The 21,077-nt window shown below is 73.2% G+C and carries 18 protein-coding genes; 8 read left to right on the plus strand and 10 right to left on the minus strand.

Features of this window, described 5'->3' with window-relative positions; genetic code table 11:
- Positions 1–28 precede the first annotated feature (28 nt).
- The 6 genes from KSK32_RS22195 (at position 29) to KSK32_RS22220 (ending at position 6,797) form a co-directional block, all read left to right on the plus strand.
- Positions 29–757, plus strand: coding sequence for a sugar phosphate nucleotidyltransferase (locus KSK32_RS22195; RefSeq protein WP_216932935.1), 729 nt, complete (start codon positions 29–31; stop codon positions 755–757).
- Positions 754–1,650, plus strand: a complete 897-nt coding sequence (locus KSK32_RS22200; RefSeq protein ID WP_216932936.1) for an NAD(P)-dependent oxidoreductase — start codon at positions 754–756, stop codon at positions 1,648–1,650. Before KSK32_RS22195 ends, KSK32_RS22200 begins: the two co-directional genes overlap by 4 nt.
- Positions 1,651–1,698: 48 nt before the next feature.
- Positions 1,699–2,706, plus strand: a complete 1,008-nt coding sequence (locus KSK32_RS22205; RefSeq protein WP_216932937.1) for an SDR family NAD(P)-dependent oxidoreductase — start codon at positions 1,699–1,701, stop codon at positions 2,704–2,706.
- A gap of 91 nt (positions 2,707–2,797) precedes the next feature.
- A complete protein-coding gene (locus tag KSK32_RS22210) occupies positions 2,798–4,087 on the plus strand; it encodes an O-antigen ligase (protein WP_254188407.1) in 1,290 nt (429 codons plus the stop codon).
- The gene (locus KSK32_RS22215; protein ID WP_216932939.1) at positions 4,084–5,406 is read left to right on the plus strand and encodes a lipopolysaccharide biosynthesis protein; all 1,323 of its coding nucleotides are present in this window, start codon (positions 4,084–4,086) and stop codon (positions 5,404–5,406) included. The genes KSK32_RS22210 and KSK32_RS22215 overlap by 4 nt, the downstream gene beginning before the upstream one ends.
- A gap of 53 nt (positions 5,407–5,459) precedes the next feature.
- The gene (locus KSK32_RS22220) at positions 5,460–6,797 is read left to right on the plus strand and encodes a glycosyltransferase (RefSeq protein WP_256451502.1); all 1,338 of its coding nucleotides are present in this window, start codon (positions 5,460–5,462) and stop codon (positions 6,795–6,797) included.
- Between the two features lie 61 nt (positions 6,798–6,858).
- Here KSK32_RS22220 and KSK32_RS22225 read toward each other — a convergent pair whose 3' ends face one another.
- The 3 genes from KSK32_RS22225 to KSK32_RS22235 are packed head-to-tail and all read right to left on the minus strand — an operon-like array spanning position 6,859 to position 10,417.
- Entirely contained in the window at positions 6,859–8,082 is a 1,224-nt protein-coding gene (locus KSK32_RS22225; RefSeq protein WP_216932941.1) for a glycosyltransferase, read from the minus strand.
- Positions 8,082–9,290 (minus strand): glycosyltransferase family 4 protein, encoded by a 1,209-nt coding sequence (locus KSK32_RS22230; protein ID WP_216932942.1) that lies wholly within the window; start codon positions 9,288–9,290, stop codon positions 8,082–8,084. The genes KSK32_RS22225 and KSK32_RS22230 overlap by 1 nt, the downstream gene beginning before the upstream one ends.
- The gene (locus KSK32_RS22235; protein ID WP_216932943.1) at positions 9,287–10,417 is read right to left on the minus strand and encodes a DegT/DnrJ/EryC1/StrS aminotransferase family protein; all 1,131 of its coding nucleotides are present in this window, start codon (positions 10,415–10,417) and stop codon (positions 9,287–9,289) included. Before KSK32_RS22235 ends, KSK32_RS22230 begins: the two co-directional genes overlap by 4 nt.
- 209 nt (positions 10,418–10,626) lie before the next feature.
- On the opposite strand from KSK32_RS22235, the gene KSK32_RS22240 reads away from it, so the two are divergent.
- Positions 10,627–11,637, plus strand: a complete 1,011-nt coding sequence (locus tag KSK32_RS22240) for a DUF389 domain-containing protein (RefSeq protein WP_216932944.1) — start codon at positions 10,627–10,629, stop codon at positions 11,635–11,637.
- Here KSK32_RS22240 and KSK32_RS22245 read toward each other — a convergent pair.
- Positions 11,600–12,034, minus strand: coding sequence for a hypothetical protein (locus KSK32_RS22245; RefSeq protein WP_216932945.1), 435 nt, complete (start codon positions 12,032–12,034; stop codon positions 11,600–11,602). The two genes, KSK32_RS22240 and KSK32_RS22245, sit on opposite strands and share 38 nt — an antisense overlap.
- A 122-nt stretch (positions 12,035–12,156) precedes the next feature.
- Positions 12,157–14,613 carry a Tex family protein gene (locus tag KSK32_RS22250; RefSeq protein ID WP_216932946.1) on the minus strand — a complete coding sequence of 819 codons (2,457 nt, stop codon included), beginning with the start codon at positions 14,611–14,613 and terminating at the stop codon, positions 12,157–12,159.
- 101 nt (positions 14,614–14,714) lie between these two features.
- Between KSK32_RS22250 and KSK32_RS22255 the strand changes: the two genes are divergently transcribed.
- The gene (locus tag KSK32_RS22255; RefSeq protein WP_216932947.1) at positions 14,715–16,226 is read left to right on the plus strand and encodes a deoxyguanosinetriphosphate triphosphohydrolase family protein; all 1,512 of its coding nucleotides are present in this window, start codon (positions 14,715–14,717) and stop codon (positions 16,224–16,226) included.
- Positions 16,227–16,233: 7 nt separating this feature from the next.
- Here KSK32_RS22255 and KSK32_RS22260 read toward each other — a convergent pair whose 3' ends face one another.
- From KSK32_RS22260 to KSK32_RS22280, 5 genes are all read right to left on the minus strand, one after another.
- Positions 16,234–16,878 (minus strand): acetyltransferase, encoded by a 645-nt coding sequence (locus KSK32_RS22260; RefSeq protein ID WP_216932948.1) that lies wholly within the window; start codon positions 16,876–16,878, stop codon positions 16,234–16,236.
- Positions 16,875–17,552, minus strand: a complete 678-nt coding sequence (locus KSK32_RS22265; RefSeq protein ID WP_289256362.1) for a sugar transferase — start codon at positions 17,550–17,552, stop codon at positions 16,875–16,877. Before KSK32_RS22265 ends, KSK32_RS22260 begins: the two co-directional genes overlap by 4 nt.
- Before the next feature lie 109 nt (positions 17,553–17,661).
- Positions 17,662–18,807 (minus strand): MBL fold metallo-hydrolase, encoded by a 1,146-nt coding sequence (locus KSK32_RS22270; protein ID WP_216932950.1) that lies wholly within the window; start codon positions 18,805–18,807, stop codon positions 17,662–17,664.
- A gap of 143 nt (positions 18,808–18,950) precedes the next feature.
- Complete coding sequence (locus tag KSK32_RS22275) at positions 18,951–19,895, minus strand: SDR family NAD(P)-dependent oxidoreductase (RefSeq protein WP_216932951.1); 945 nt, start codon at positions 19,893–19,895, stop codon at positions 18,951–18,953.
- Positions 19,892–21,076, minus strand: coding sequence for a zinc-dependent alcohol dehydrogenase (locus tag KSK32_RS22280; RefSeq protein ID WP_216932952.1), 1,185 nt, complete (start codon positions 21,074–21,076; stop codon positions 19,892–19,894). The genes KSK32_RS22275 and KSK32_RS22280 overlap by 4 nt, the downstream gene beginning before the upstream one ends.
- Position 21,077: the final 1 nt, after the last annotated feature.

The raw sequence follows: 21,077 nt of genomic DNA on the forward strand, positions 1-21,077 counted from the left end.
GGTAGGGCGGGGGACGAGTGGAGAGCCGATGCATGTCGTGATCATGGCGGGCGGTGCGGGCGTACGGCTGCGCCCCTACACCTCCACCCTCCCTAAGCCGCTCGTGCCCATCGGCGAGAGCTACGCGATCCTCGAGATCGTCCTGCGTCAGCTCGCCGACCGCGGCTTCACCCGCGTCACCCTGGCGATCAATCACCTGGGCGCGCTGATCCGGGCGTTTGTCGGCGACGGTTCCCGGTTCGGCCTGGTCGTCGACTACGTCGAGGAGGACAGGCCGCTGTCGACGATCGGCCCGCTCTTCGGCATCCGGGAACGCCTGCCCGAGCATTTCCTGGTGATGAACGGCGACGTGCTCACCGACCTCGACTACGCCGACCTGCTCACCACACACGCCCGGTCGGGCGCGCCGCTGACGGTGGCGACCTTCCGGCGTACCGTCAAGATCGACTTCGGGGTCCTGGAGCTGGCCGGCGACAAGATCACGTCGTTCTCGGAGAAGCCCGTCCTGCACTACCGGGTGAGCATGGGCGTCTACGGGCTGTCCCGCAGCACCATCGCCCACTACCCGGCGGGGCAGCCGTTCGGGTTCGACCAGCTGGTGCTGGACCTGCTCGGCAGGGGCGAACCGCCGGCCGGCTACGAGTTCGACGGCTACTGGCTGGACATCGGCCGCCCCGAGGACTACGACGAGGCCAACCGCTGCTTCCCCGAGCTCCGGGATCTGCTCCTGCCCGCCGGCGCACCGGCCGGGGCATGATGCGCGTACTCCTCTTCGGCGCCTCCGGCTTCATCGGCGGTCACGTACGACGGGAACTCGAGACCGAAGCCGATCTGGTGTGCCCGTCGCGCGGCGAGTGCGACCTGGTCACCGCGACGCCGGAGGCTTTGCGGGCGCTGCTCGGCACGGTCCGGCCGGACGCGGTGGTCAGCTGCGCGGGAGCGGTGAGCGGCGAGGCCGCGGATCTCGTCCGGGCGAACACGATGGCGACCGCCAGGCTGGTGGGCGCGGTCGCCGACGCCGCGCCCGGCGCACGGCTGGTCCGTCTCGGCTCCGCCGCCGAGTACGGTCCCGTTCCGTTCGGCACCGCGGCCGTCGAAGACCTTCCCCCGGCACCGGTCAGCGCCTACGGCGTGAGCCAGGCGGCGGCAACCCGGCTCGTGGAACTGGCGGCTGCCGCCGGCCGGGTGGACGCGGTCGTGCTCCGGGTGTTCAACCCCGTCGGTCCCGGCATGCCCCACACGACGCTGCTCGGGCGGGTGGCGGCGCTGCTGTCCCACCTCACGCCCGGCGGGGACCTGCGTACCGGCCCGCTCGGCGCGTACCGCGACTTCGTGGACGTGCGGGACGTAGCCGCCGCGGTCGGGCGGGCGGTGACGGTCACGGCGCCGCAGTCCCGTGTCCTCAACGTGGCGAGCGGCCGGGCGGTGCCGGTACGCGACGCCGTTCAGCTGTTGGTGTCGGTGTCCGGCCGATCGGTTCACGTTCGGGAGGACCGCCCACCGTCCCCCCGTTCCGCCGACGTGGACTGGATATGCGCCGATGTCGGCCGGTCGGCCTCGGTCCTGGGCTGGACGCCCGATCTCGACCTGTCCGACTCGGTCGGTGCGCTATGGAGCCAGACGGCTCCGGCGGCGACACCGGCTCGTTGACCCGACCGGTACCGGTACGGCCGGACCGGCGAAGAGGAGGAGCGAACCATGACGGCAGACTCGACCGGCAGCCCGGTGGTGGTGACCGGAGCCGGTGGCTTCATCGGATCCCACCTGGTCGAGGCGCTCGCCGCCGCGGGCCACCGGGTACGCGCCCTGGTGCGCTACAACGGCGCCGGGTCGCACGGCTGGCTGGACACGTTCGGCCCGGACCAACTGGCCGGCGTCGAGGTCGTCGCGGGCGACATCCGCGACCGAGGGTTGGTGCAGCGGCTCGTCGACAGCGCCTCCACCGTCTACCACCTGGCCGCGCTGGGTGGCATCCCGTACTCGTACCTCGCTCCTCAGTCCTACGTGGATACGAACATCACCGGCACGCTCAACGTGCTGGAGAGTGCGCGCACGGCTGGCGTGGGCCGGGTGGTGGTCACGTCGACGAGCGAGGTGTACGGAACTGCCACCACCGTCCCGATGACCGAGCAGCACCGGTTGCGCGGGCAGTCGCCGTACTCGGCCTCGAAGATCGGCGCGGACAAGCTGGCCGAGAGCTACCACCTCAGCTTCGGCCTTCCGGTGGTCACGCTCCGCCCGTTCAACACGTACGGTCCCCGCCAGTCCACCAGGGCGGTCATTCCCACCATCATCAGCCAGCTGGCGAAGGACGGCGGGGTGGTCCGGCTGGGCGCGCTGCGTACCACCCGCGATCTGCTCTACGTGACGGACACCGTGGCGGCCTTCCAGGCGGTCGGCACAGCACCCGACGATGCCGTCGTGGGTGGTGTGTTCCAGGCCGCGACCGGTCGGGAGACCTCGGTCGGTGACCTGGTCCGCAAGATCGCCGCGATGTTCGGCGTCCAACCGGAGGTGGTGGTCACCGAGTCCCGGCTCCGTCCCGCGGAGTCCGAGGTGGAACGCCTGCTCGGCGACGCCGGCCTGCTCCGGTCGCGGACCGGATGGCAGCCGGCCACCAGCATCGACGAGGGCCTGAAGGCGACAGTCGAGTGGTTCCTCGATCCGGCCAACCTCGCGCGCTACCGCTCCGATCGGGCGGTGTGACGGTTTCCCGCCCGCTTGTGGGTGGCCCGGCGCCGCCCGTTACCCCACCTTGCCCGGCCGGACGGTCGGTGCCGCAGGAGGCTTGAACGTGATGGTGATGCAGGACAGCCGCCGGTCGTCGGCGATCGGCACGGTCCGCGGTCCCGGCAGCCCCGGTGGGCTCGTCGGGGCGGAGACGCCAGCGTGGCGCACGAATGGTCTCGTCTCGGCGGTGCTGCGCGGTACCGCCGTGGTGCTGCTGCTCAACTTCGACCAGTTCCCTCGTCTGGTCGGCCGCGGGTTCCTGATCGCCGCGGTGGTGCTCGCGGTGCCGTTGCTCCTGCACGAGATCCTCCGTCCGGCCTCGCGGGCCCGAACAGTGATCTTCTGGACCCTCGTGGTCTTCGGCGTCCTCGCGGCACCGGGGATCCTGCACCCCCCTGTGACGGACTACGGCCGGCAGAAGTTCCTGCTGCTCGTGACGTTGACCGTGTTCGCCACGCTGGCGGTGGCGGTGCTGCGCGGGCGACGCGACGTCGAGATGTTCGCCGCCGTGTTCGTGCTGTCGGGGGTGGTGCTCGCGATCGCCGCGCTCAACGGCGATCCGCAGGACGGCCGGGCCGACGGCTTCGGCTCCAACCCGATCTGGCTGGCCCGGGCCATCGGCGGCGCGTTCGTCGCGCTCACGTGGCTCTACCTGCAGAAGCGGGTGGCGGCCTGGTGGGCGGCTGGCCTGGCCGCGTTCCTCGGCCTCGGTCTCTTGGCGACCGGCTCCCGGGGACCGCTCCTGGCCACCGTGGTGGCTCTCTTCGTCCTGGTGCTGGCCGGGTTCCGTCTGAAGATCCGGCGGGGCCGGCGCGAGTGGGTCGGCGTGGGTCTGATGGGCGCCCTGGTGGCTGCCGTCGTCGCGCTACCGTCGATCCTGCCGCCCCGGGTCTACGCGCTCCTGACCGACCCGAGCGAGGAACTCTTCGACACCGCCCGCGCGGAGATGCGCGAGGTCAGCGTACCGATGATCGCCGAGTATCCCGGTGGCGTCGGCTACGGCAACTGGGGCGACTACTCCGGCATGCTGATCCACAACTATCCGCACAATCTGTGGCTGGAACTGCCGGCCGAGGCGGGTTGGCTGGTGGGTGGTGCCTTCATCCTGGCGACGGTGGTCGTGGCGGCAGGACTGTGGCGCGCGACCAGGCGTGACCCGGTCGCCGGGTTCGTGCTGGCCGTACTGGCGTTCAACGTGGTGGCAGTGTCGACCTCCGGAGACGTGAACGCCGGCCGTCCGCTCTTCGCCGCGCTGGCGCTCGGCGTGCTCGTGCTGGCCGGCGCGACACTGCCCGGCGGCGTACGGGCCCGCGCCGGGCGGGCACGGGCGGCCGGGCGCCCGGGGGTCGCTGGGTGAGGTGGCGGGCGCGGCTCGCCCTGTCCAGTGAGCGGCGCGGAGTACTCGGCATCGCCGCCGGATCGGCCGGCGGCCAGATGCTGGCGCTGGCAGCGGTACCGTTACTGACGCGGCTCTACCGCCCGGCCGACTTCGGCGTCCTCGCAGTGGTCGCCGCGCTCGTGGTCACAGTGGGCACGGTGGCCGCGCTCCGGTTCGAGATGGCCGTTCCACTGCCCGAACGCGAGGCGGACGCCCGGGCGTTGGTGCGGCTCGGTCTCGTCTCGTCCGCCAGCACAGCGGTCCTGGGGTCGCTCGTCGTCCTGCTGGCAGGGGACCGGGTGGCCCTCTGGTTCAGTCAGCCCGAGCTGGCCCACTGGCTCTGGGTGGTGCCGCCCTCCGCCGCGGCGATGGGTGTCGTCCTCGTGCTCAACCAGTTCGCGGTGCGGCACCGTCGTTACGGGGCGATCGGCCGGCGCAACCTCTTCCAGTCCCTGTCGGTGGTGGTCTCCCAGATCGTGGCCGGTGTCGCAGGGCTTCGTCCCGGCGGCTTGGCGCTCGGGTTCGGATTCGGTCAGGTCGCGGCCGCCGCGGTCCTGCTTCGGGACGCCCGCCGGCGCGGCGCGACCGCCAGGGCCGACCGGCGGACGTCACCCCTGCCGGCGGTGGCACGCCGGTACCGGCGCTTTCCGTTTCTCCTGGCCCCGTCCGGTCTGCTCAACGTCCTCGGCACGCAGTTGCCGGTGCTGCTCATCGCCTACTGCTACGGCTCCACGGTGGCTGGCTGGCTGGGACTGACCCAGCGGGTGATCGCCATGCCCGCCGCCCTGGTGGCGTCCGCGGTGGCCCAGGTCTACCTGGGGGAGGTCGCCCGGATCGCCCGGGAACAACCCCGCCGCGGTCGGCGCGTGTTTCTCGCCGCCAGCCGTAGACTGGCCCTGATCGCGGGTCCCGGCGCACTGCTCGTGCTTGTCGGCGCGCCGGCGGCCTTCAGCCTGGTCTTCGGTCCGCAGTGGCACAGCAGCGGCGCCTACGCCCAGGCCCTGGCCGTCTTCATGGCGGCTCAGCTCGTCGTCTCGCCGCTGTCGCAGACGCTCGTCGTGTTCGAACGCCAGGCTCTGCAACTCGCCTGGGACGCGGGCCGGGTCGCGGTGGTGGCGGGAGCCGTGTCGGTGGTGGCGCTCGTGGGCGGGTCACCGCTGACCGCGGTCTGGGCGTTCGGGGTGTCCGGTGCGCTGGCGTACGGCGTCGGATGGCTGATGTCGCTGCGGGTCGTGACGGCGGCCGGCCGGGATCCCGGCCGTGCTCGTCCCGCGCCGCAACTCGCGCCGCAGGGCTGAGGCATTCACGTTCTCCGTCACGTCTTGTGCAGGAACAAATCGTTTATCCCGATATGAGGAATGCGCACCCGGAGCCGGCCCCGCGCCTGCTGATCGTCTCTTATCACTTCCCGCCTGCGGAGACCGTGGGCGCACGGCGGCCCGCGGCCCTCGCGGCCTTCGCGAAGCAGCAGGGATGGGACGTCCGGGTGCTGACCGCAGTCAGGGCCGACCAGGGCGGCGCGCCCGTACCGGTGCCCGAGGAGCACCTGATCCGGATCGCGCCGTCGCCGCGCCTCCGCCGGCCCGGCCGGAGTGCGGGAGAGCCGGTGCCGGACGGCGTCGCCCCACCGCCGTCCCGGCTCGGGCGGATCCGCTCCGGCGCCGATCGACTCCTGGTCAAGGCCGGCATGGAACTGTTGCTGCCGGACCCACAGCTCAACTGGATCCGGCCACCGGTACGGAACTTCGACCGGGGCGCCGCTGGATGGCGCCCGGACGTCATCCTCGTGTCCGGCCCGCCCTTCTCCGGATTCGTCGTGGCCGCCGCCCTCGCCCGGCGGTTCCGGGTGCCGTGGGTCGCTGACTACCGGGACCTGTGGTCCGTCGGCAACGAGTACTGGGCGCGCTCGGCACTGCGCCGAGCGGTCGACAAGAGGCTGGAGCGGCGCGTCCTGCGGACCGTGGCGGCGTGCGTGACGGTCTCGGAGCCGCTGGCGGAGACGATCCGCCGCACCTTCAGGGTGCAGACGCACGTGGTGATGAACGGCATCGATCGCCGCCCCGTACCGATGGCGTCCTTGGCGACCTCGGTCGGCGTCGAGGCGTCGACTACCACGCTGACGCTCGCACACACCGGCTACATCTATCCGGGAAAGCGTGATCCGAGTCCGCTGATCGACGCGATCGCACTGCTCGGCGCGGACGCCGCGAAGGTGCACGTGATCTTCGCGGGGGAGGACCACGGCATCACCCGCGCCGCCGCCGAACGGGCCGGCGTGACCGACTGCGTCACCCTTCTCGGCCAGGTCTCGCCGGAGAAGTCGTGGCGGATCCAGGCGGACGCGGACGCGCTCGTCCTGCTCATGTGGAACGATCCGCGAGACGCCGGCACGGTGACCGGCAAGATCTTCGACTACCTCCAGGCCCGCCGCCCCGTCCTCCTGCTCGGTTATGAGAACGGCGTGGCCGCGCGCCTGCTGCGCGAACGGAGCGCGGGTGTCGTGGCAAACGACCCGGCCGCGATCGCAGCCCGGTTGCGGGAGTGGCTGGCCGTCAAGGAACGCACTGGACGGGTGCCGGCAGTGCCGGCCGCCGCGCTGGACGGGCTGTTCCGTGAGGACCAGCTCGGCCGTTACCTCGACATCCTTCGGGACGCCGCGCGAGAGGGCGTCCGGCACCCCGCCACCTGAACGGTCCCGACCGGACGGTGCCCGCATCGGTTGATGCGCGTACCGTCCGGTTCGCGGGACGTCAGCGCGCGGACGGAAGGGGGGCCGGTGTTCTGCGGCCCGCCCGGCCGGCGGCGGTGAACTCAGCGACAGTCCGGTAGAACGACGCCCGGCGGGCGTCGAGCGTCTCGGCGGAGAAGCCACGGGCCCGGCGGAGGTTGCGGGCCGAGGCAGCCGCGAGCCGGTCCGGGTCGGCCAGCATCGCGGTGACCGTGGAGGCGAGCGCGGCCGGGTCGTCGGGCGGCACCAGGCAGTCCGGCTCGAGCAGCTCCGGGATGCCGCCGGCGGTCGAACCGACCGCCGGCAGCGCTCTGGCCATCGCCTCGATGAGCGCCCGGGGCAGGCCCTCGGTACGCGACGGCATCACGAACAGGTCCGCCGAGTCCAGTTGGCGGCGGACCGCCTCAGCGTCGGGTAGCGGGCCGGTGAAAGTCACCCGGTCGGCCACTCCCGACCGGTCGGCCAACTGCTCCAGATGGGGACGGTAGACGCCCGTGCCGACATGCACGAGCCGGGCCCTGGGCCCGTCGGCGGGCATCAGCGCCAGCGCGGAGACGAGCGTGTCGATTCCCTTGTAGAGCTGTTCGAGCGACCCGACCGATACCAGTGTCGCCACTGGCGGAAGTTGCCGGACCGGCCGGGCCCGCGGCACGAACGCCGCCGGTGGCAGGTCGACGCTGGAGATGCCGGCCGTCGGCGTGGTCGGCAACGTGGGGTAGCGGAGTTGCAGGCGACGTTCCGTCTCGTACGCCACGGCGGCGGCCGCACGGCACTGTCGGCGCAGTGTCCGGGTGGACACCATGCGCAGCAGTGGCCGCAGCGGATGCCGGACGACTCCCGGGGCGAGCACGTCGTACGGATCGCCTATCACTTCGAGCGCGTACGGGAGGCGGGCCCGGTCGCGGGCCCGAGCCAGCAGTGAGCCGATCGGCGAGGGCACCCGGAGCACCACGGCGTCCGTGGGTTCCGCCGCGGCGGACACCGCTGCGGCGATCGCCCGCCGTCCCAACAGGTAACCCCGCGGCCCGACGTAGTACGGCAACGCCCAGACCTCGACGCCGTCCCCGTCGACCCGGGCCGCGGCCGCTGGTCGCCGCGCGACGTCCCGGACCCGGGCGGCGACGCGTACGCTGTCGAAGGCGACCAGGTAGCGCCGCCAGATCGCGTTGTCCGGGCCTGCTTCGACCCAGACCGCGCCGTCTCGAGTCCGGCTGAAGCGCGACTCCGATGTCACCACGACCCGCATCAGGCTCTCCCGTCGGCCCGGCAGGCGGCCTCCACCACGTCGGCGACATCGCCGGCGGCAACGGTGTTGTCGAAGTGCCGCAGCGCGAACCGCTGGGCCCGCTCACCCCGCAGCCGGAGCCGGCCGTCGGCGAACTCGCCGTAGGCCTGCCGCAGTCCGGCGACCAGCGCCGCCACGTCGTTGCGTGGCACCACCCAGCCGGTCGTCTCATCGACGGTCTCGGGCAGACCGCCGGCGTCGCTGACGATGCAGGGCACCCCGGTGGCCCCCGCCTCACAGGCGGCGCCGTGCCCCTCGGACAGCGAGGGACTGACGCTCACGTCGGCGGCGCGGTAGCAGTCGCGCACGTCCGACACCGACGTCAACCACGTCACGCTCGGATCCCGATCGACCTCGAAGCGCTGGATCAACTCGCGGCGGTGGGCCTCTCCGTCCGCCGAGAAACCGGCGCCCACCAGGAGCAGCCGGGCGTCCGGGTGGTCGACGCGGAACTTTTGCCAGGCCGCAAGCAGCACGTCGTGGCCCTTGATGCCGCGGCCCTGATGGACCAGCCTCCGGGGCGGATAGACGTAGGCGACCATGATGGCGACGAAGGCATCCTCCTCGATGCCGAGTTCGGCGCGCGCCTTGGCCCGCACCTCCCGCCGGTCAGCCGAGCCGGCCAGGTCGGCGAAGTGCGCGGTCCGGGCGCCGTAGGTGACGACCGGGCGCCGGGGCGCGGGACACCCGAGCGCGCCGTAGAGGCCCGAGGTGTGGCCGGTGCCGCAGATGGTGACGTCGTCGAGCCGCCACAGCACCCGCTCGACGAGCTTGATCAGCGGAGACTCCAGGTACAGCGGTCCGGCCACCATGTGCACCCGGCGAAGCGGCAGTCGCAGACTCGCGAAGCGGGCGGCGAGCGCGGACGCGTAGAGGTGGTACTTCAGCACGTCCGGGCGGAGCCGCCTGATCAGGCGGCGGAGCCGCCACAGATCCCGCAGCGTCGACGGGCGCGGCCGGAAGCGGAAGTCGAACGGCGAGTCGTGCACCTCGACACCTCGCCGCCGCAGTTCCTCGGTCAGCCGCCCGGTCCGGCGCGGCAGGACCGCCGTCACCTCGTGCCCACGGCGGCGTAGTTCCTCTACCTGCGGGATGATCCAGAGTCCGCCCTGGTCGGTCTTCAGCAGGACGGCGATCCGCAGCGGGCGAGTGCCCGCGCCGGCCGTCACCGGGCGTCCAGGAACTGCTCGACCGCGCCGACGACCCGCGCCAGGCGGTCGTCGTCCAGGGCGGAGCCGCTGGGCAGGGTGAGCCCTCGGGCGAACAGGCGGTCCGAGGCGCCGGTCACGACAGCCCGGCACCCGGCGAACACCGGCTGCCGATGCATCGGCTTCCACACGTGCCGGGTCTCGATGTCCCGCGCGGCCAGGTGCGCCCCGAGTTCCGCGGCTGGCCACCCGGTCTGCTCGGGGTCGACCACGATGCTGGTCAGCCAGCAGTTCGAGCCCTCGTCCCCGTCGCCGAGCAGTCGGACCCCGGGCACGCCGGAGAACAGCTTGGCGTAGCGCTCGCGCAGCAGCCGGCGGCGGCGCATCATCCCGTCCAGCCGGTGCAGCTGCGCCCGGCCCAAGGCGGCGAGCAGGTTGCTGAGGCGGTAGTTGTAACCCACGTCGACGTGCTCGTAGTGCGGTACGGGCTCGCGCGCCTGGGTGGCAAGGTGCCGGCAGCGGGCGAGCAACGTCTCATCGTCGGAGAGCAGCATCCCGCCGCCGGACGTGGTGATGATCTTGTTGCCGTTGAACGACAGCGCGTTGAGCCGGCCGAAGGTGGCGGCGGGACGCCCGCGGTAGGTGGCGCCCAGAGCCTGCGCGGCGTCCTCGACCACCGGCACGCCTGCCGCCTCGCACACCGGCAGCAGCTCGTGGTAATCGGCGCAGGTGCCGAACATGTCCGCGATCAGGACCGCTGCGACCCTCTCGCCGGCCCGGCTCAACATGTCGAGCATCTCGGCGAGCGCGCTCACGTCCATGTTCCCGGTCGCCGGGTCGCAGTCGACGAAGACCGGCTCGGCGCCGGTGTAGACAGCGGCGTTGGCGGTGGCCGCGAACGTCATCGTGGGCGCCACCACCACACTTCCCGGCCCGGCACCGAGTGTGAGCAGCGCGAGGTGCAGCGCGGAGGTGCCGGAGTTGAGGGCCAGCGCGTGCGCCGCCCCGACACGTTCCGCCACCTCCCGCTCGAACGCCTCCACCTCAGGCCCGAGCGGCGCCACCCAGCCCGAGCGGATCGCGCGGAGCACGTAGGACTCCTCCAGGGGCCCGACATCGGGCGGGGACAGGTAGATCCGGCCGGTCATCGAGCCTCCGTCCCCGCAGCGGGATCACGGTCGTGGCAGCGAAGGGTCACGGACGGTAAAACGGTCAAACCCGCCGAGGGGTGATGGCGTACGTCGGGTTCATGCCGAAAAGCACACGATCGTGCCGCGCCCGTCGGGCCGCGATCGGCGCCCCGGTACCGAGTAGAGTGCGGCGGCCCTGCCAGGAATCGACGATCCAGGAGTCCCGAGTGCTGCACGTGAGGGTGATCGCGCCGAGCGACCAGTCGTCGGCGGTCGTGGAACTGCTGGCCGCCGATCCCGGCGTCACGCACCTCGTGGTACTGCCCGGCGCCGCCCGCCAGCCCGCCGGTGACTACGTCACCTGCGACGTCGTCCGGGAGAGCGCCGACGGCGTGCTGAGCCGGCTCCAGGAACTCGGCGTCGAGGCGCACGGCGCGATCGCCGCCGACGACGTGGAGCTGACCCTGTCCGAGGCGGCCGACCGGGCCGCCGAGGAGGCACCCGGGCACGGCGAGGACGCCGTGGTCTGGGACGAGATCGCCGCGAAGACCGGCGAGCAGACGGTGCTCACCGGCACGTTCCTCGCCCTGATCGTGGTCGCCACCATGATCGCCGGGATCGGCGTGCTGCTCGACCAGCCCATCCTGATCGTCGGCGCGATGGTGGTCGGGCCCGAGTTCGGACCGCTCGCCGCGCTCTGCGTGGCGCTGCTGCGGCGGCAGCCGCGTGTGGCCGGCCGCTCGGTGCAGGCCCTGACCGTCGGCTTCGTCGTCGCCATGGTGGCCACCGTGCTGAGCACCTGGGCGCTCACCGCGGCCGGCCTGGTCGACCGGGACATGCTGCTGGCGGAACGGCCGATGACCGACTTCATCTGGCGCCCGGATGCGTTGTCATGGGTGGTGGGCCTGCTCGCCGGTGTCGCGGGCATGCTGTCGCTGACGTCGAAGAAGTCCGGGTCGCTCGTCGGCGTACTGATCTCGGTGACCACGGTGCCGGCGGCGGCGAACGTCGCTGTCGCGTCGGCGTACGGCGTCTGGTACGAGGCGGCGGGCTCCGCCCTCCAACTGGTGATCAACCTGGCGGCGATCGTGCTCGCCGGGTTGATCACGCTGGTGGTCCAGCTGTGCTGGTGGCGGCACGTGTCCCGGCGGGCCGCGCACGCGGTACCGCGGCAGCGGGCCGAACAGCGGCCGTCGCCGGTCAGGGCCAGTCGTCGCCCGCGTCGAGACGTCGGCTGAGCAGCGCCGCCAGCGGCACCGACTCGCCGTCGCGGCCGCCCCGGCCGACCACAACCGGCGGCGCGCTGGGCCGCGGGTCGGCCCCGAGCAGCCGCGAGCGCAGGCCGGGCGGCACGGTGAGCAGATAGAAGCGCCCCTCGGTGTCCACCGCGCGGCTGTGCGCCCGGTCCACGTACCAGCCGGTGATCCGCGTGCGGTAGCGCCCGCGCCCGTCGTGGCCGGTGGCCGTCAGCCGGTCGGCACGCAGCCCTCGCCGCAGCGCCTCGGCGGCGAACCGGGCCACGAGATCGGCGGCCTCCGCCTGCTCCGCGGCGCGCTCCCGGTCGGCGGCCTCCGCGTGCGCCCGCACCGCGTGGCGTCGCCGCTCCCGCCACCGTTCGTCGTCCTCGGCCCCCACGACCGTGAGGGTACGCGGAACCGGCGCCGCCCGGCGTGGTCAACTCCAGCTCGCCGAGGTGGTGGTGTCGTGGAGCCTCCGATCCCACCACCTCGGCGAGATTGTGTTGATCAAGGGTGGTGTCAGGCCAGTCCGGCGCGGCGCAGCGCCTCCGCCATGGCGTCGTTGACCGGGGCACCGGCACCGCCACCGCGCCCGGGCCGCTGCTGCTGGGCACCGCGCGACGCGCCGCCCTGCCCGCCACCGCCCTGTCCGCCACCGCCCGAGCCGCCGCGTTGGCCGCCTCCGCTCTGCCCGCCGCGCTGGCCGCCCCGCCCCTGGCCGCCCGGCCGAGGGCTGGCGCCGCCCCGGTCCCGTCGGCCGTCGCCGCCCGCCGGGCGTCCGCCACCGGCGGGCGCCTCGTCGTCCAGCCGAAGCGTGAGCGAGATCCGCTTGCGCGGCACGTCCACGTCGAGCACCCGGACCTTGACCACGTCGCCGGACTTCACCACGTCGCGCGGATCCTTGACGAAGGTGTGCGACATGGCCGAGACGTGCACGAGCCCGTCCTGGTGCACGCCGACGTCGACGAACGCGCCGAACGCGGCCACGTTCGTCACCACGCCCTCCAGCACCATGCCCGGCGTCAGGTCGCCGATCTTCTCCACGCCCTCGACGAACGTCGCGGTGCGGAACTCCGGACGTGGGTCGCGGCCCGGCTTCTCCAGCTCGGTCAGGATGTCGGCGACCGTGGGCAGGCCGAACGTCTCGTCCACGAAGTCGGTCGCGCGCAGGCCGCGCAGGATGGCCGACCTGCCGATCAGGCCGCGCAGGTCCTGGCCGGTGGAGGAGAGGATGCGGCGCACCACCGGGTACGCCTCGGGGTGCACGCTGGAGGAGTCGAGCGGGTCGTCGCCGCCGGGGATGCGCAGGAAGCCGGCGCACTGCTCGAACGCCTTCGGTCCGAGTCGCGGCACCTTCTTCAGCTCTCCACGGGTACGGAACGGCCCGTTGGCGTCGCGGTGCAGCACGATGTTCTCGGCCAGCCCGGCGCCGATGCCGGAGACCCGGGTGAGCAGCGGCGCGGAGGCGGTGTTGACGTCCACGCCGACCGCGTTGACGCAGTCCTCGACCACCGCGTCGAGCGAGCGGGACAGCTTCACCTCGGACAGGTCGTGCTGGTACTGCCCGACGCCGATCGACCGCGGGTCGATCTTCACCAGTTCGGCCAGCGGGTCCTGGAGGCGGCGGGCGATCGACACCGCGCCGCGCAGCGAGACGTCCAGGCCGGGCAGCTCCTGCGAGGCGTACGCGGAGGCGGAGTAGACCGACGCGCCGGCCTCGGAGACGACCACCTTGGTCAGCTTCAGCTCCGGGTGCCGCTTGATCAGGTCACCGGCCAGCTTGTCGGTCTCCCGGCTGGCGGTGCCGTTGCCGATCGCGACCAGCTCGACGCCGTGCGCGGCGGCGAGCGTGGCGAGCGTGTGCAGCGAGGCGTCCCACTGCCGGCGCGGCTCGTGCGGATAGATGGTGTCGGTCGCGACCACCTTGCCGGTGGCGTCGACCACCGCCACCTTCACGCCGGTACGCAGGCCCGGGTCGAGGCCCATCGTCGCCCGCGCCCCGGCGGGCGCGGCGAGCAGCAGGTCACGCAGGTTGGTGGCGAAGACCCGCACGGCCTCCTCCTCGGCCGCCTGCCACAGCCGCATCCGCAGGTCCGCGCCCAGGTGGATCAGGATCCGGGTACGCCAGGCCCAGCGCACCGTGTCGGCCAGCCACTTGTCGGCGGGCCGTCCCTGGTCGCTGATGCCGAAGCGTCCGGCCACGGCCGCCTCGTAGCGGCTGGGGCCGGTGGCCGCGTCGGCGTCCCCGTCGGCCTCCGGGTCCATGGTCAGCTCCAGCACGCCCTCCTTCTCGCCGCGGAACATGGCGAGGATGCGGTGCGAGGGCAGCTTCGGGTACGGCTCGGCGAAGTCGAAGTAGTCGGCGAACTTCGCGCCGGCGGTCTCCTGGCCGTCGCGTACCCGGGAGACCAGCCGGCCCCGCGACCACATCTGCTCGCGCAGCGTGCCGATCAGGTCGGCGTCCTCGGCGAAGCGCTCGATCAGGATGGCCCGCGCCCCGTCCAGAGCGGCGGCGGGGTCCGCGACGCCCTTGTCCGGGTCGGCGAACCCGGCGGCGACCGTCTTCGGATCCTGGGCCGGATCGGCCAGGAGCGTGTCCGCGAGCGGTTCCAGCCCGGCCTCGCGGGCGATCTGCGCGCGGGTGCGCCGCTTCGGTTTGTAGGGCAGGTAGATGTCCTCCAGGCGGGACTTGGAGTCGGCGGAGAGGATCTGCGCCTCCAGCGCCTCGTCGAGCTTGCCCTGGCTCCGGATCGACTCCAGCACGGCCGCGCGCCGCTCGTCCAGCTCGCGCAGGTAGCGCAGCCGCTCCTCCAGCGTGCGCAGCTGCGCGTCGTCGAGCAGGCCGGTGGCCTCCTTGCGGTAGCGGGCGATGAACGGCACTGTGGCGCCGCCGTCGAGCAGCTCGACTGCCGCCCGTACCTGCCGTTCGGCGACGCCGAGTTCCTCGGCGATCCGCTGGTGCACAGTCTGCGTCACGATTGTCATCCGCCTTCTCGGGTGGTTTCCGCAGTGCATTGTGCCGTTCGCCTCCGACCGCCCGTGCCCGGCCCGCCGCCGGCTGCGCTAGCGTGGCGATCATGGAGGCACCTGCGGATCCGCGGGCCCGGCGGCTGTTCGGCGGCAGCGCCCGGGCGCTCGGCGACCTGGCCGCCGGCCCGTTCCGGGCCGACCGGGACCGGATCGTCGGGTCGCCGTTCTTCACCCGGCTGGGCGGCGTGACCCAGGTGATCAGCCCGGGTGGTTCCGGGCTGCTCGTGCACAACCGGCTCACCCACAGCCTGAAGGTGGCCCAGGTGGCCCGGGCGATAGCGGAGCGGCTGACGGCCGACCCGACGCACCGGGACCTGCTGGAGAAGCTCGGCGGCTGCGACCCGGAGGTGGTGGAGGCCGCCGCGCTCGCGCACGACCTCGGGCACCCGCCGTTCGGGCACCTGGGGGAGCGGGTGCTCGACCGGCTGGCCCGGCAGCGCCTCGGGCTGCCCGACGGCTTCGAGGGCAACGCCCAGTCGTACCGGATCGTCACCAGCACCGAGATCCGCGGCGCGGCGACCACCGGGCTGGACCTGACCGCGGCGGTCCGGGCGGCCATGCTGAAGTACCCGTGGACCCGGCTGGATCATCCCGACCCGCACCCGCGTCACCTGAACCCCGCGCCCCGGGGCGCGGCGGCGCCGCCGGAGGATCCGGACAGCGGGTCGGTGAAGTTCGGGGCGTACCGCACCGAGCTGGACGACCTGCGGCAGGCGCGGGAGCCGTTCGCCGGCCGGATCCCGGACTGGCAGCAGACCCCCGAGGCGTCGGTGATGGACACCGCCGACGACATCGCGTACGCGATCCACGACGTGGAGGACTTCTACCGCGTCGGGGTGCTCCAGCAGGGTGCGGTGGCGGCCGAGCTGATGGCCTGGCAGCGCGAGTGCGGGCACCTGCGGTCGATCACGGCGTCGGCGCTGGAGGGGGCGGGCCGGCGGCCCGGTGCGGCGATCGAGCGGCTGCGCCGGCAGCTGCACCGCAAGGACGGCTGGATCGCCGACGACGAGGCGTTCGCCGCCGCTGTCGAGCACGTCCGCGAGGAACTGGTGGAGGGGCTGCTGGCGCTGCCGTTCGACGGCTCGATCGAGGCGGAACAGTACGTGGCCCGGTTCTCCGCCCGCTGGTCCACCCGCTTCGTGGACGCCATCACGGTGACGCCCGACCCGGGGGTCCGCTCCGGGTACGTGCTGCTGGCGAAGGCGCAGTGGCACGAGGTGCAGGTGCTCAAGTTCGTGCACCACCGGTTCGTGCTGGCCCGCCCGGACCTGGCCCTGCACCAGCGCGGTCAGGCCCGGCTGCTGGGCACGCTGGTGGAGGCGCTCTGGGAGTGGTTGCTGGACCCGGACGAGGAGTCCCGGCTGCCGCGCCGGCTGCACGACCTGGTGGAACTGGCCGAGGCGGAGCTGCACCCGCGTACCCCGGACCGGATCGGCCGGGCCCGGGGCCGGGCGATCATCGACTTCGTCGCGCAGCTCACCGACGGTCAGGCGGTGGCGATGCTGGACGCGTTGTCGGGCCGCTCGGGCGCGCTCTGGACGGACGCCTTCGTACTCTGAGGACCGCTCAGCGAGCCGGCACGCCCTTGACCACGATCTCCGGCGGCACGTCGCGCACCACGCACGCGCCGGCGCCGACCGTCGCGCCGGTGCCGACCCGCAGCCCCGGTAGCACCACGGCGCCCGCGCCGATCAGCGCGGCGGTGTCGAGGCGGCAGTCGCCGGAGACCGCCGCGAGCGGATGCAGGGAGACGTAGTCACCGACCACGCAGTCGTGCGCGAGGGTGGCGTTCTGGTTGACGTGCAGATGCCGCCCGGCGGTGACGTTCGTGGTGATCCGGCCACCGGCGAACACCACGAGACCCTCGGCCGACACCAGGTCCGGTCCGACTGTGGCATCCGGGTGGACGAGACTCGCCGCCGGCCTGCCGTACGCGTCGACCCGCGCGCTCACCTTCTGCCGGACGCGTGGGTCGCCCAGGCCGAGCACGACGTGGGTCTCGGGCGGCAGCTGCCCGAGCGCCGCCACGGTTCCCAGGTAGGGGGCGCCGCACGACTCGGCGCGTTTGCGGTTCCGCTCGGACGGGTTGTCGTCCACGAAGCCGACCAGCCGCCACGGCGGCCGCACGGCCGACTCGTTCACCGCCGCCACGATCTGGGCGATCTCCCGGCCGTGGCCGCCGCACCCGACGACGACCAGGTCGAGGCTCACCGGGAGCCGCTTCCCGCAGTCGCCGGCACCGCCTCCTCCGTGGCGGTGCCACGGAACTCGTGGGCCGTGGCGGCGCCGGGCGCGCTGATGCCCTGCCGGCGCAGGACTGCCACCGCGGTCCGGGCCAGGATGCGGGCGTCCAGGTGGAGGCTCCAGCGCTCCACGTAGTGCAGGTCGTAGGCGAAACGCTCCGCCCAGCCCAGCTCGTTGCGGCCGTTCACCTGCGCGAGTCCGGTCAGGCCGGGCCGGACGTCGTGCCGGCGGAACTCCGCCGGCGTGTAGAGGTCGCGGTAGCTGGTCGGGAACGGGCGCGGACCCACGAGGCTCATGTCGCCGCGCAGGATGTTCCAGAGGCTGGGTAGCTCGTCCAGGCTGGTCGCCCGCAGCCACCGTCCCAGGGGCGTCAGCCGCGCCTGGTCGTCGCCGGGGGAGAAGCGGTCGTCACCACCCGCCATGGACCGGAACTTCAGGATGGTGAACTCGCGGCCGTACCGGCCGATCCGCTGCTGACGGAAGAGGATCGGGCGGCCCATGCCGAGCAGCACGGCGACCGCGACCACGGCCAGGATCGGCGCCGCTACCAGCAGGGCCGTGGCCGAGACGGCGACGTCGACGCCCCGCTTGACGGCCGCGGCGACGCTCGCCTGCGAGGTGGGTGTGTGGGGATCTTCCACGCCTGGGGAGAGGCGAACCTGCATGCTGTCCTCCGGCCGCTGACTCGTCAGCGAACAGAGTACGCAAATATGCGCAGAAGCATGCCTTGTCCGAATTTTTCGGCGTGGTTCAGGCGACCGACTGCCACCACCCGTCCACCGACGGCGGCTCGTCCACCACCACCCGCTCGCCGGGACGCGGCACGGCGAGCCGGACGTCGCGCGCCTTCGCCTCGGCCCAGAGCCGGTCCACCGGCTCGGACCAGTCGTGCAGGGCCAGGTTGAACGTGCCCCAGTGCACCGGCACCAGCAGTCCGCCGCGGACGTCGAGGTGGGCGGCGACCGCCTCCTCCGGGAACATGTGGATGTGCGGCCACGCCCGGTCGTACGCGCCGATCTGCATCAGCGTCACGTCGAACGGGCCGTGCTCGGCGCCGATCGCGGCGTACCCGTCGAAGTAGCCGGAGTCGCCGGTGTAGAAGACCTTCCGGTGCGTCCCGGTGATCGTCCAGGAGCTCCAGAGCGTGCCGTCGCGGCGCAGCCCGCGCCCGGAGAAGTGCTGCGCGGCGGTGGCGGTGAGCGTCAGCGCGCCGGCCCGGTGGCTCTCCGACCAGTCCAGCTCGACGATGCGGTGCTCGGGTACGCCCCAGCGGGCCAGGTGGGCGCCGACGCCGAGCGGCACCACGAACGGCGCGGACTGGAGGTCGGTCAGCCGGCGGACGGTCTCCATGTCCAGGTGGTCGTAGTGGTCGTGCGAGATCAGCACCGCGTCCAGCGGGGGCAGTTGGGTCAGGCGGACCGGCGGCTCGTGGATGCGCCGCGGCCCGACCAACCCGGACGGGGAGCACCTGTCGCTCCACACCGGGTCGAGCAGCACCCGGTGCCCCTCGATCTCGACGAGCGTGGAGGCGTGGCCGTACCAGATCACGTTCAGCTCGCGGGCCGGGTCGCCGGCCGGCGCGGGGGCCGGGCGCAGCAGCGGCACCGGACTGCCCGGCCGCCGCTTCTGCTTGCCGAAGATCAGTTCCCGGACGAGGTTGCGGCCCGGGTCGGCGACCATCGTGGCGGTGGCGCCGGCCGGGTTGTGGAAGGTGCCGTCGCGGAAGCGCGGTGACCGGGCCGCCCGTTCCGCCCGGGCGCCGGTGAGCCGGCCGCCGAGCTGGGCCGGCACGTCCCGCGCCACCCAGGCCAGGCCGGCGACGGCGGCCAGCCCGGCGAGCTTCCAGACCCGCCCGCCGCGCGTCCGGTCCGGTTCCCGCCCTGTTGGTTGCCGCATGCTCGTCCCTCCGCCGTGTCCCGTCGTACACGGTAACCACCCTCGTCCCGGCCCGCCCACGCGACAGCCACCCGCGCGACGGTCCGCCAGCGGGACGGTCCGCCCACGGGACGGTCCGCCCGTGCGACGGTCCAGCGCGGCGGTCAGGGCAGCCGGCGGCGTACCGCGGAGGCCACTGTCGCCGCGCGTCCGCCGACGGCCCGGACCACCTGGGACACGTCGGGCAGCCACCCGCCCCGGACCGCCTCGCCGGCCGGGTTGGGCGTGAACACGATGCCCTGGTGCGCGGCGACCGGCTGCCGGGTCAGCCCGGCCAGGCGCATCAGCGGCCCGACCAGCACGTCGTACACGCCGGGCAGGACGGTGAAGCCGAAGCGCATGACCACGTTCAGCCGTCCCACCGACACCTCCCGGCGGGGCCGGTCGAGGCAGTGCGCGATGGCCCGTGCCACCCGTTCGGGCGACGCGATCGGGGGCGGCGGGCGGCCGATCCGGCCCAGGTAGTTGGCCGCCTGCCGGTAGACGGGCGTGTCGACGCTGCCCGGGTTGACCAGGCAGATCGCGATGCCGGGCGTCTCCCGCGCCTCCTGCTGGAGCGTGCGGGCCAGCCCCTGCAGGCCCCACTTGGCGGCGACGTAGCCGCTCATGTAGGGCGCGGTGATGTGCCCGAGCACGGAGCCGGTGAGCACGAGCGTGCCGCCGCCGGCGTCCCGGAACCGGCGCAGCGCCTCCCGGGCCACCGCGGCGGCGGCCAGCAGGTCGGTGCGGACCACCTGCTCGAACACCTCGGCCGGGGTCTCGTCGAAGCGGCCGTAGGACATCACCGCCGCGGTGTGCACCCAGGCGTCCACGCCGCCGAACTCGGTCCGCGCCGCGTCGGCCAGCGCGGCCACCGCGCCGGGCTCCGTCACGTCCACCGGTACGGCGATCACCGTCGCGCCCGCCGCCCGGCACTCGTCGCGCACCTCGTCGAGCGTGGCGGGGGAGCGGGCCGCGAGGACCAGCCGGTCCCCTCGGCCCGCCAGTTCCCGGGCCGTCGCCCGGCCGATCCCGCTGGTCGCGCCGGTGACGACCACCGTCCGGGTCACGGCGCGAGCACGACCTTGACGCAGCCGTCCTCCTTCTTCTGGAACATCTCGTACGCGCCCGGCGCGTCGGTCAGCGGCAGCCGGTGGGTCCGCAGGTCCTCCACGCCCAGCGGGTCGTCGTCGCGCTCCAGCAGCGGGATGATCTCGTCGACCCAGCGCCGCACGTGGCACTGGCCCATGCGCAGCTGGATGCCCCGGTCGAACATCTCCATCAGCGGCATCGGATCCTGCTCGCCGCCGTACACGCCGGAGATCGACACGGTGCCGCCGCGCCGCACGGCCTTGACCGCGGCGTGCAGCACCACCAGCCGGTCCACGCCGGCCTTGTCGGTCATCGCCTGGGCCAGCTTGTCCGGCAGCAGCCCGGCGGCGGTCTGGGCCATCTTGCCCAGCGGCGCGCCGTGCGCCTCCATGCCGACCGCGTCGATCACCGCGTCCGGGCCGCGCCCGTCGACCAGGTCGATGAGCGCTCCGGGCACGTCGTCGAGCTGGCTGACGTCGAGCACCTCGATGCCGTGGCGCCGGGCCATCTCCAGCCGCTCGGGCACCAGGTCCAGCCCGATCACCCGGCCTGCGCCCAGGTGGCGGCCGATCCGGGCGCTGAACTGCCCGACCGGGCCGAGCCCGAACACGGCGAGCGTGCCGCCGGGCGGGACGTCCGCGTACTTCACGGCCTGCCAGGCGGTGGGCAGGATGTCGGACAGGTAGAGCCAGCGCTCGTCCGGGCCGCTGTCCGGGATCGTGATCGGGCCGAACTGGGCCTGCGGGACGCGCAGGTATTCGGCCTGGCCGCCGGGGATCGAGCCGTACAGAGAGGTGTAGCCGAACAGGGACGCGCCCTTGCCCTGGCTGGTCACCTGCGTGGTCTCGCACTGCGCGTAGAGCTGCCGCTCGCACATCCAGCACGAGCCGCAGGAGATGTTGAACGGGACGACCACCCGGTCGCCCTTCTTCAGCCGGGTCACGCCGGGCCCGACCTCCTCGACGATGCCCATCGGCTCGTGCCCGAGGATGTCGCCGGGTTTCAGGTACGGCCCGAGCACCTCGTACAGGTGCAGGTCGGAACCGCAGATGGCGGTCGAGGTGATCCGGACGATCGCGTCGGTCGGCTCCTCGATCCGGGGGTCCGGGACGTCCTCGACGCGGACGTCCCGCTTGCCGTGCCAGGTCAGTGCCTTCATG

This window comes from Micromonospora sp. WMMB482 (genome assembly GCF_019038635.1).
GTDB lineage: Bacteria > Actinomycetota > Actinomycetes > Mycobacteriales > Micromonosporaceae > Micromonospora > Micromonospora marina.

Bases quoted from the DNA above. Each gene is read 5' to 3' on its own strand.
- KSK32_RS22195 (WP_216932935.1), top strand. From the start codon at position 29: ATGCATGTCGTGATCATGGCGGGCGGTGCGGGCGTACGGCTGCGCCCC.
- KSK32_RS22200 (WP_216932936.1), top strand. From the start codon at position 754: ATGATGCGCGTACTCCTCTTCGGCGCCTCCGGCTTCATCGGCGGTCAC.
- KSK32_RS22205 (WP_216932937.1), top strand. From the start codon at position 1,699: ATGACGGCAGACTCGACCGGCAGCCCGGTGGTGGTGACCGGAGCCGGT.
- KSK32_RS22210 (WP_254188407.1), top strand. From the start codon at position 2,798: ATGGTGATGCAGGACAGCCGCCGGTCGTCGGCGATCGGCACGGTCCGC.
- KSK32_RS22220 (WP_256451502.1), top strand. From the start codon at position 5,460: ATGAGGAATGCGCACCCGGAGCCGGCCCCGCGCCTGCTGATCGTCTCT.
- KSK32_RS22225 (WP_216932941.1), bottom strand. From the start codon at position 8,082: ATGCGGGTCGTGGTGACATCGGAGTCGCGCTTCAGCCGGACTCGAGAC.
- KSK32_RS22235 (WP_216932943.1), bottom strand. From the start codon at position 10,417: ATGACCGGCCGGATCTACCTGTCCCCGCCCGATGTCGGGCCCCTGGAG.
- KSK32_RS22255 (WP_216932947.1), top strand. From the start codon at position 14,715: ATGGAGGCACCTGCGGATCCGCGGGCCCGGCGGCTGTTCGGCGGCAGC.
- KSK32_RS22270 (WP_216932950.1), bottom strand. From the start codon at position 18,807: ATGCGGCAACCAACAGGGCGGGAACCGGACCGGACGCGCGGCGGGCGG.
- KSK32_RS22280 (WP_216932952.1), bottom strand. From the start codon at position 21,076: ATGAAGGCACTGACCTGGCACGGCAAGCGGGACGTCCGCGTCGAGGAC.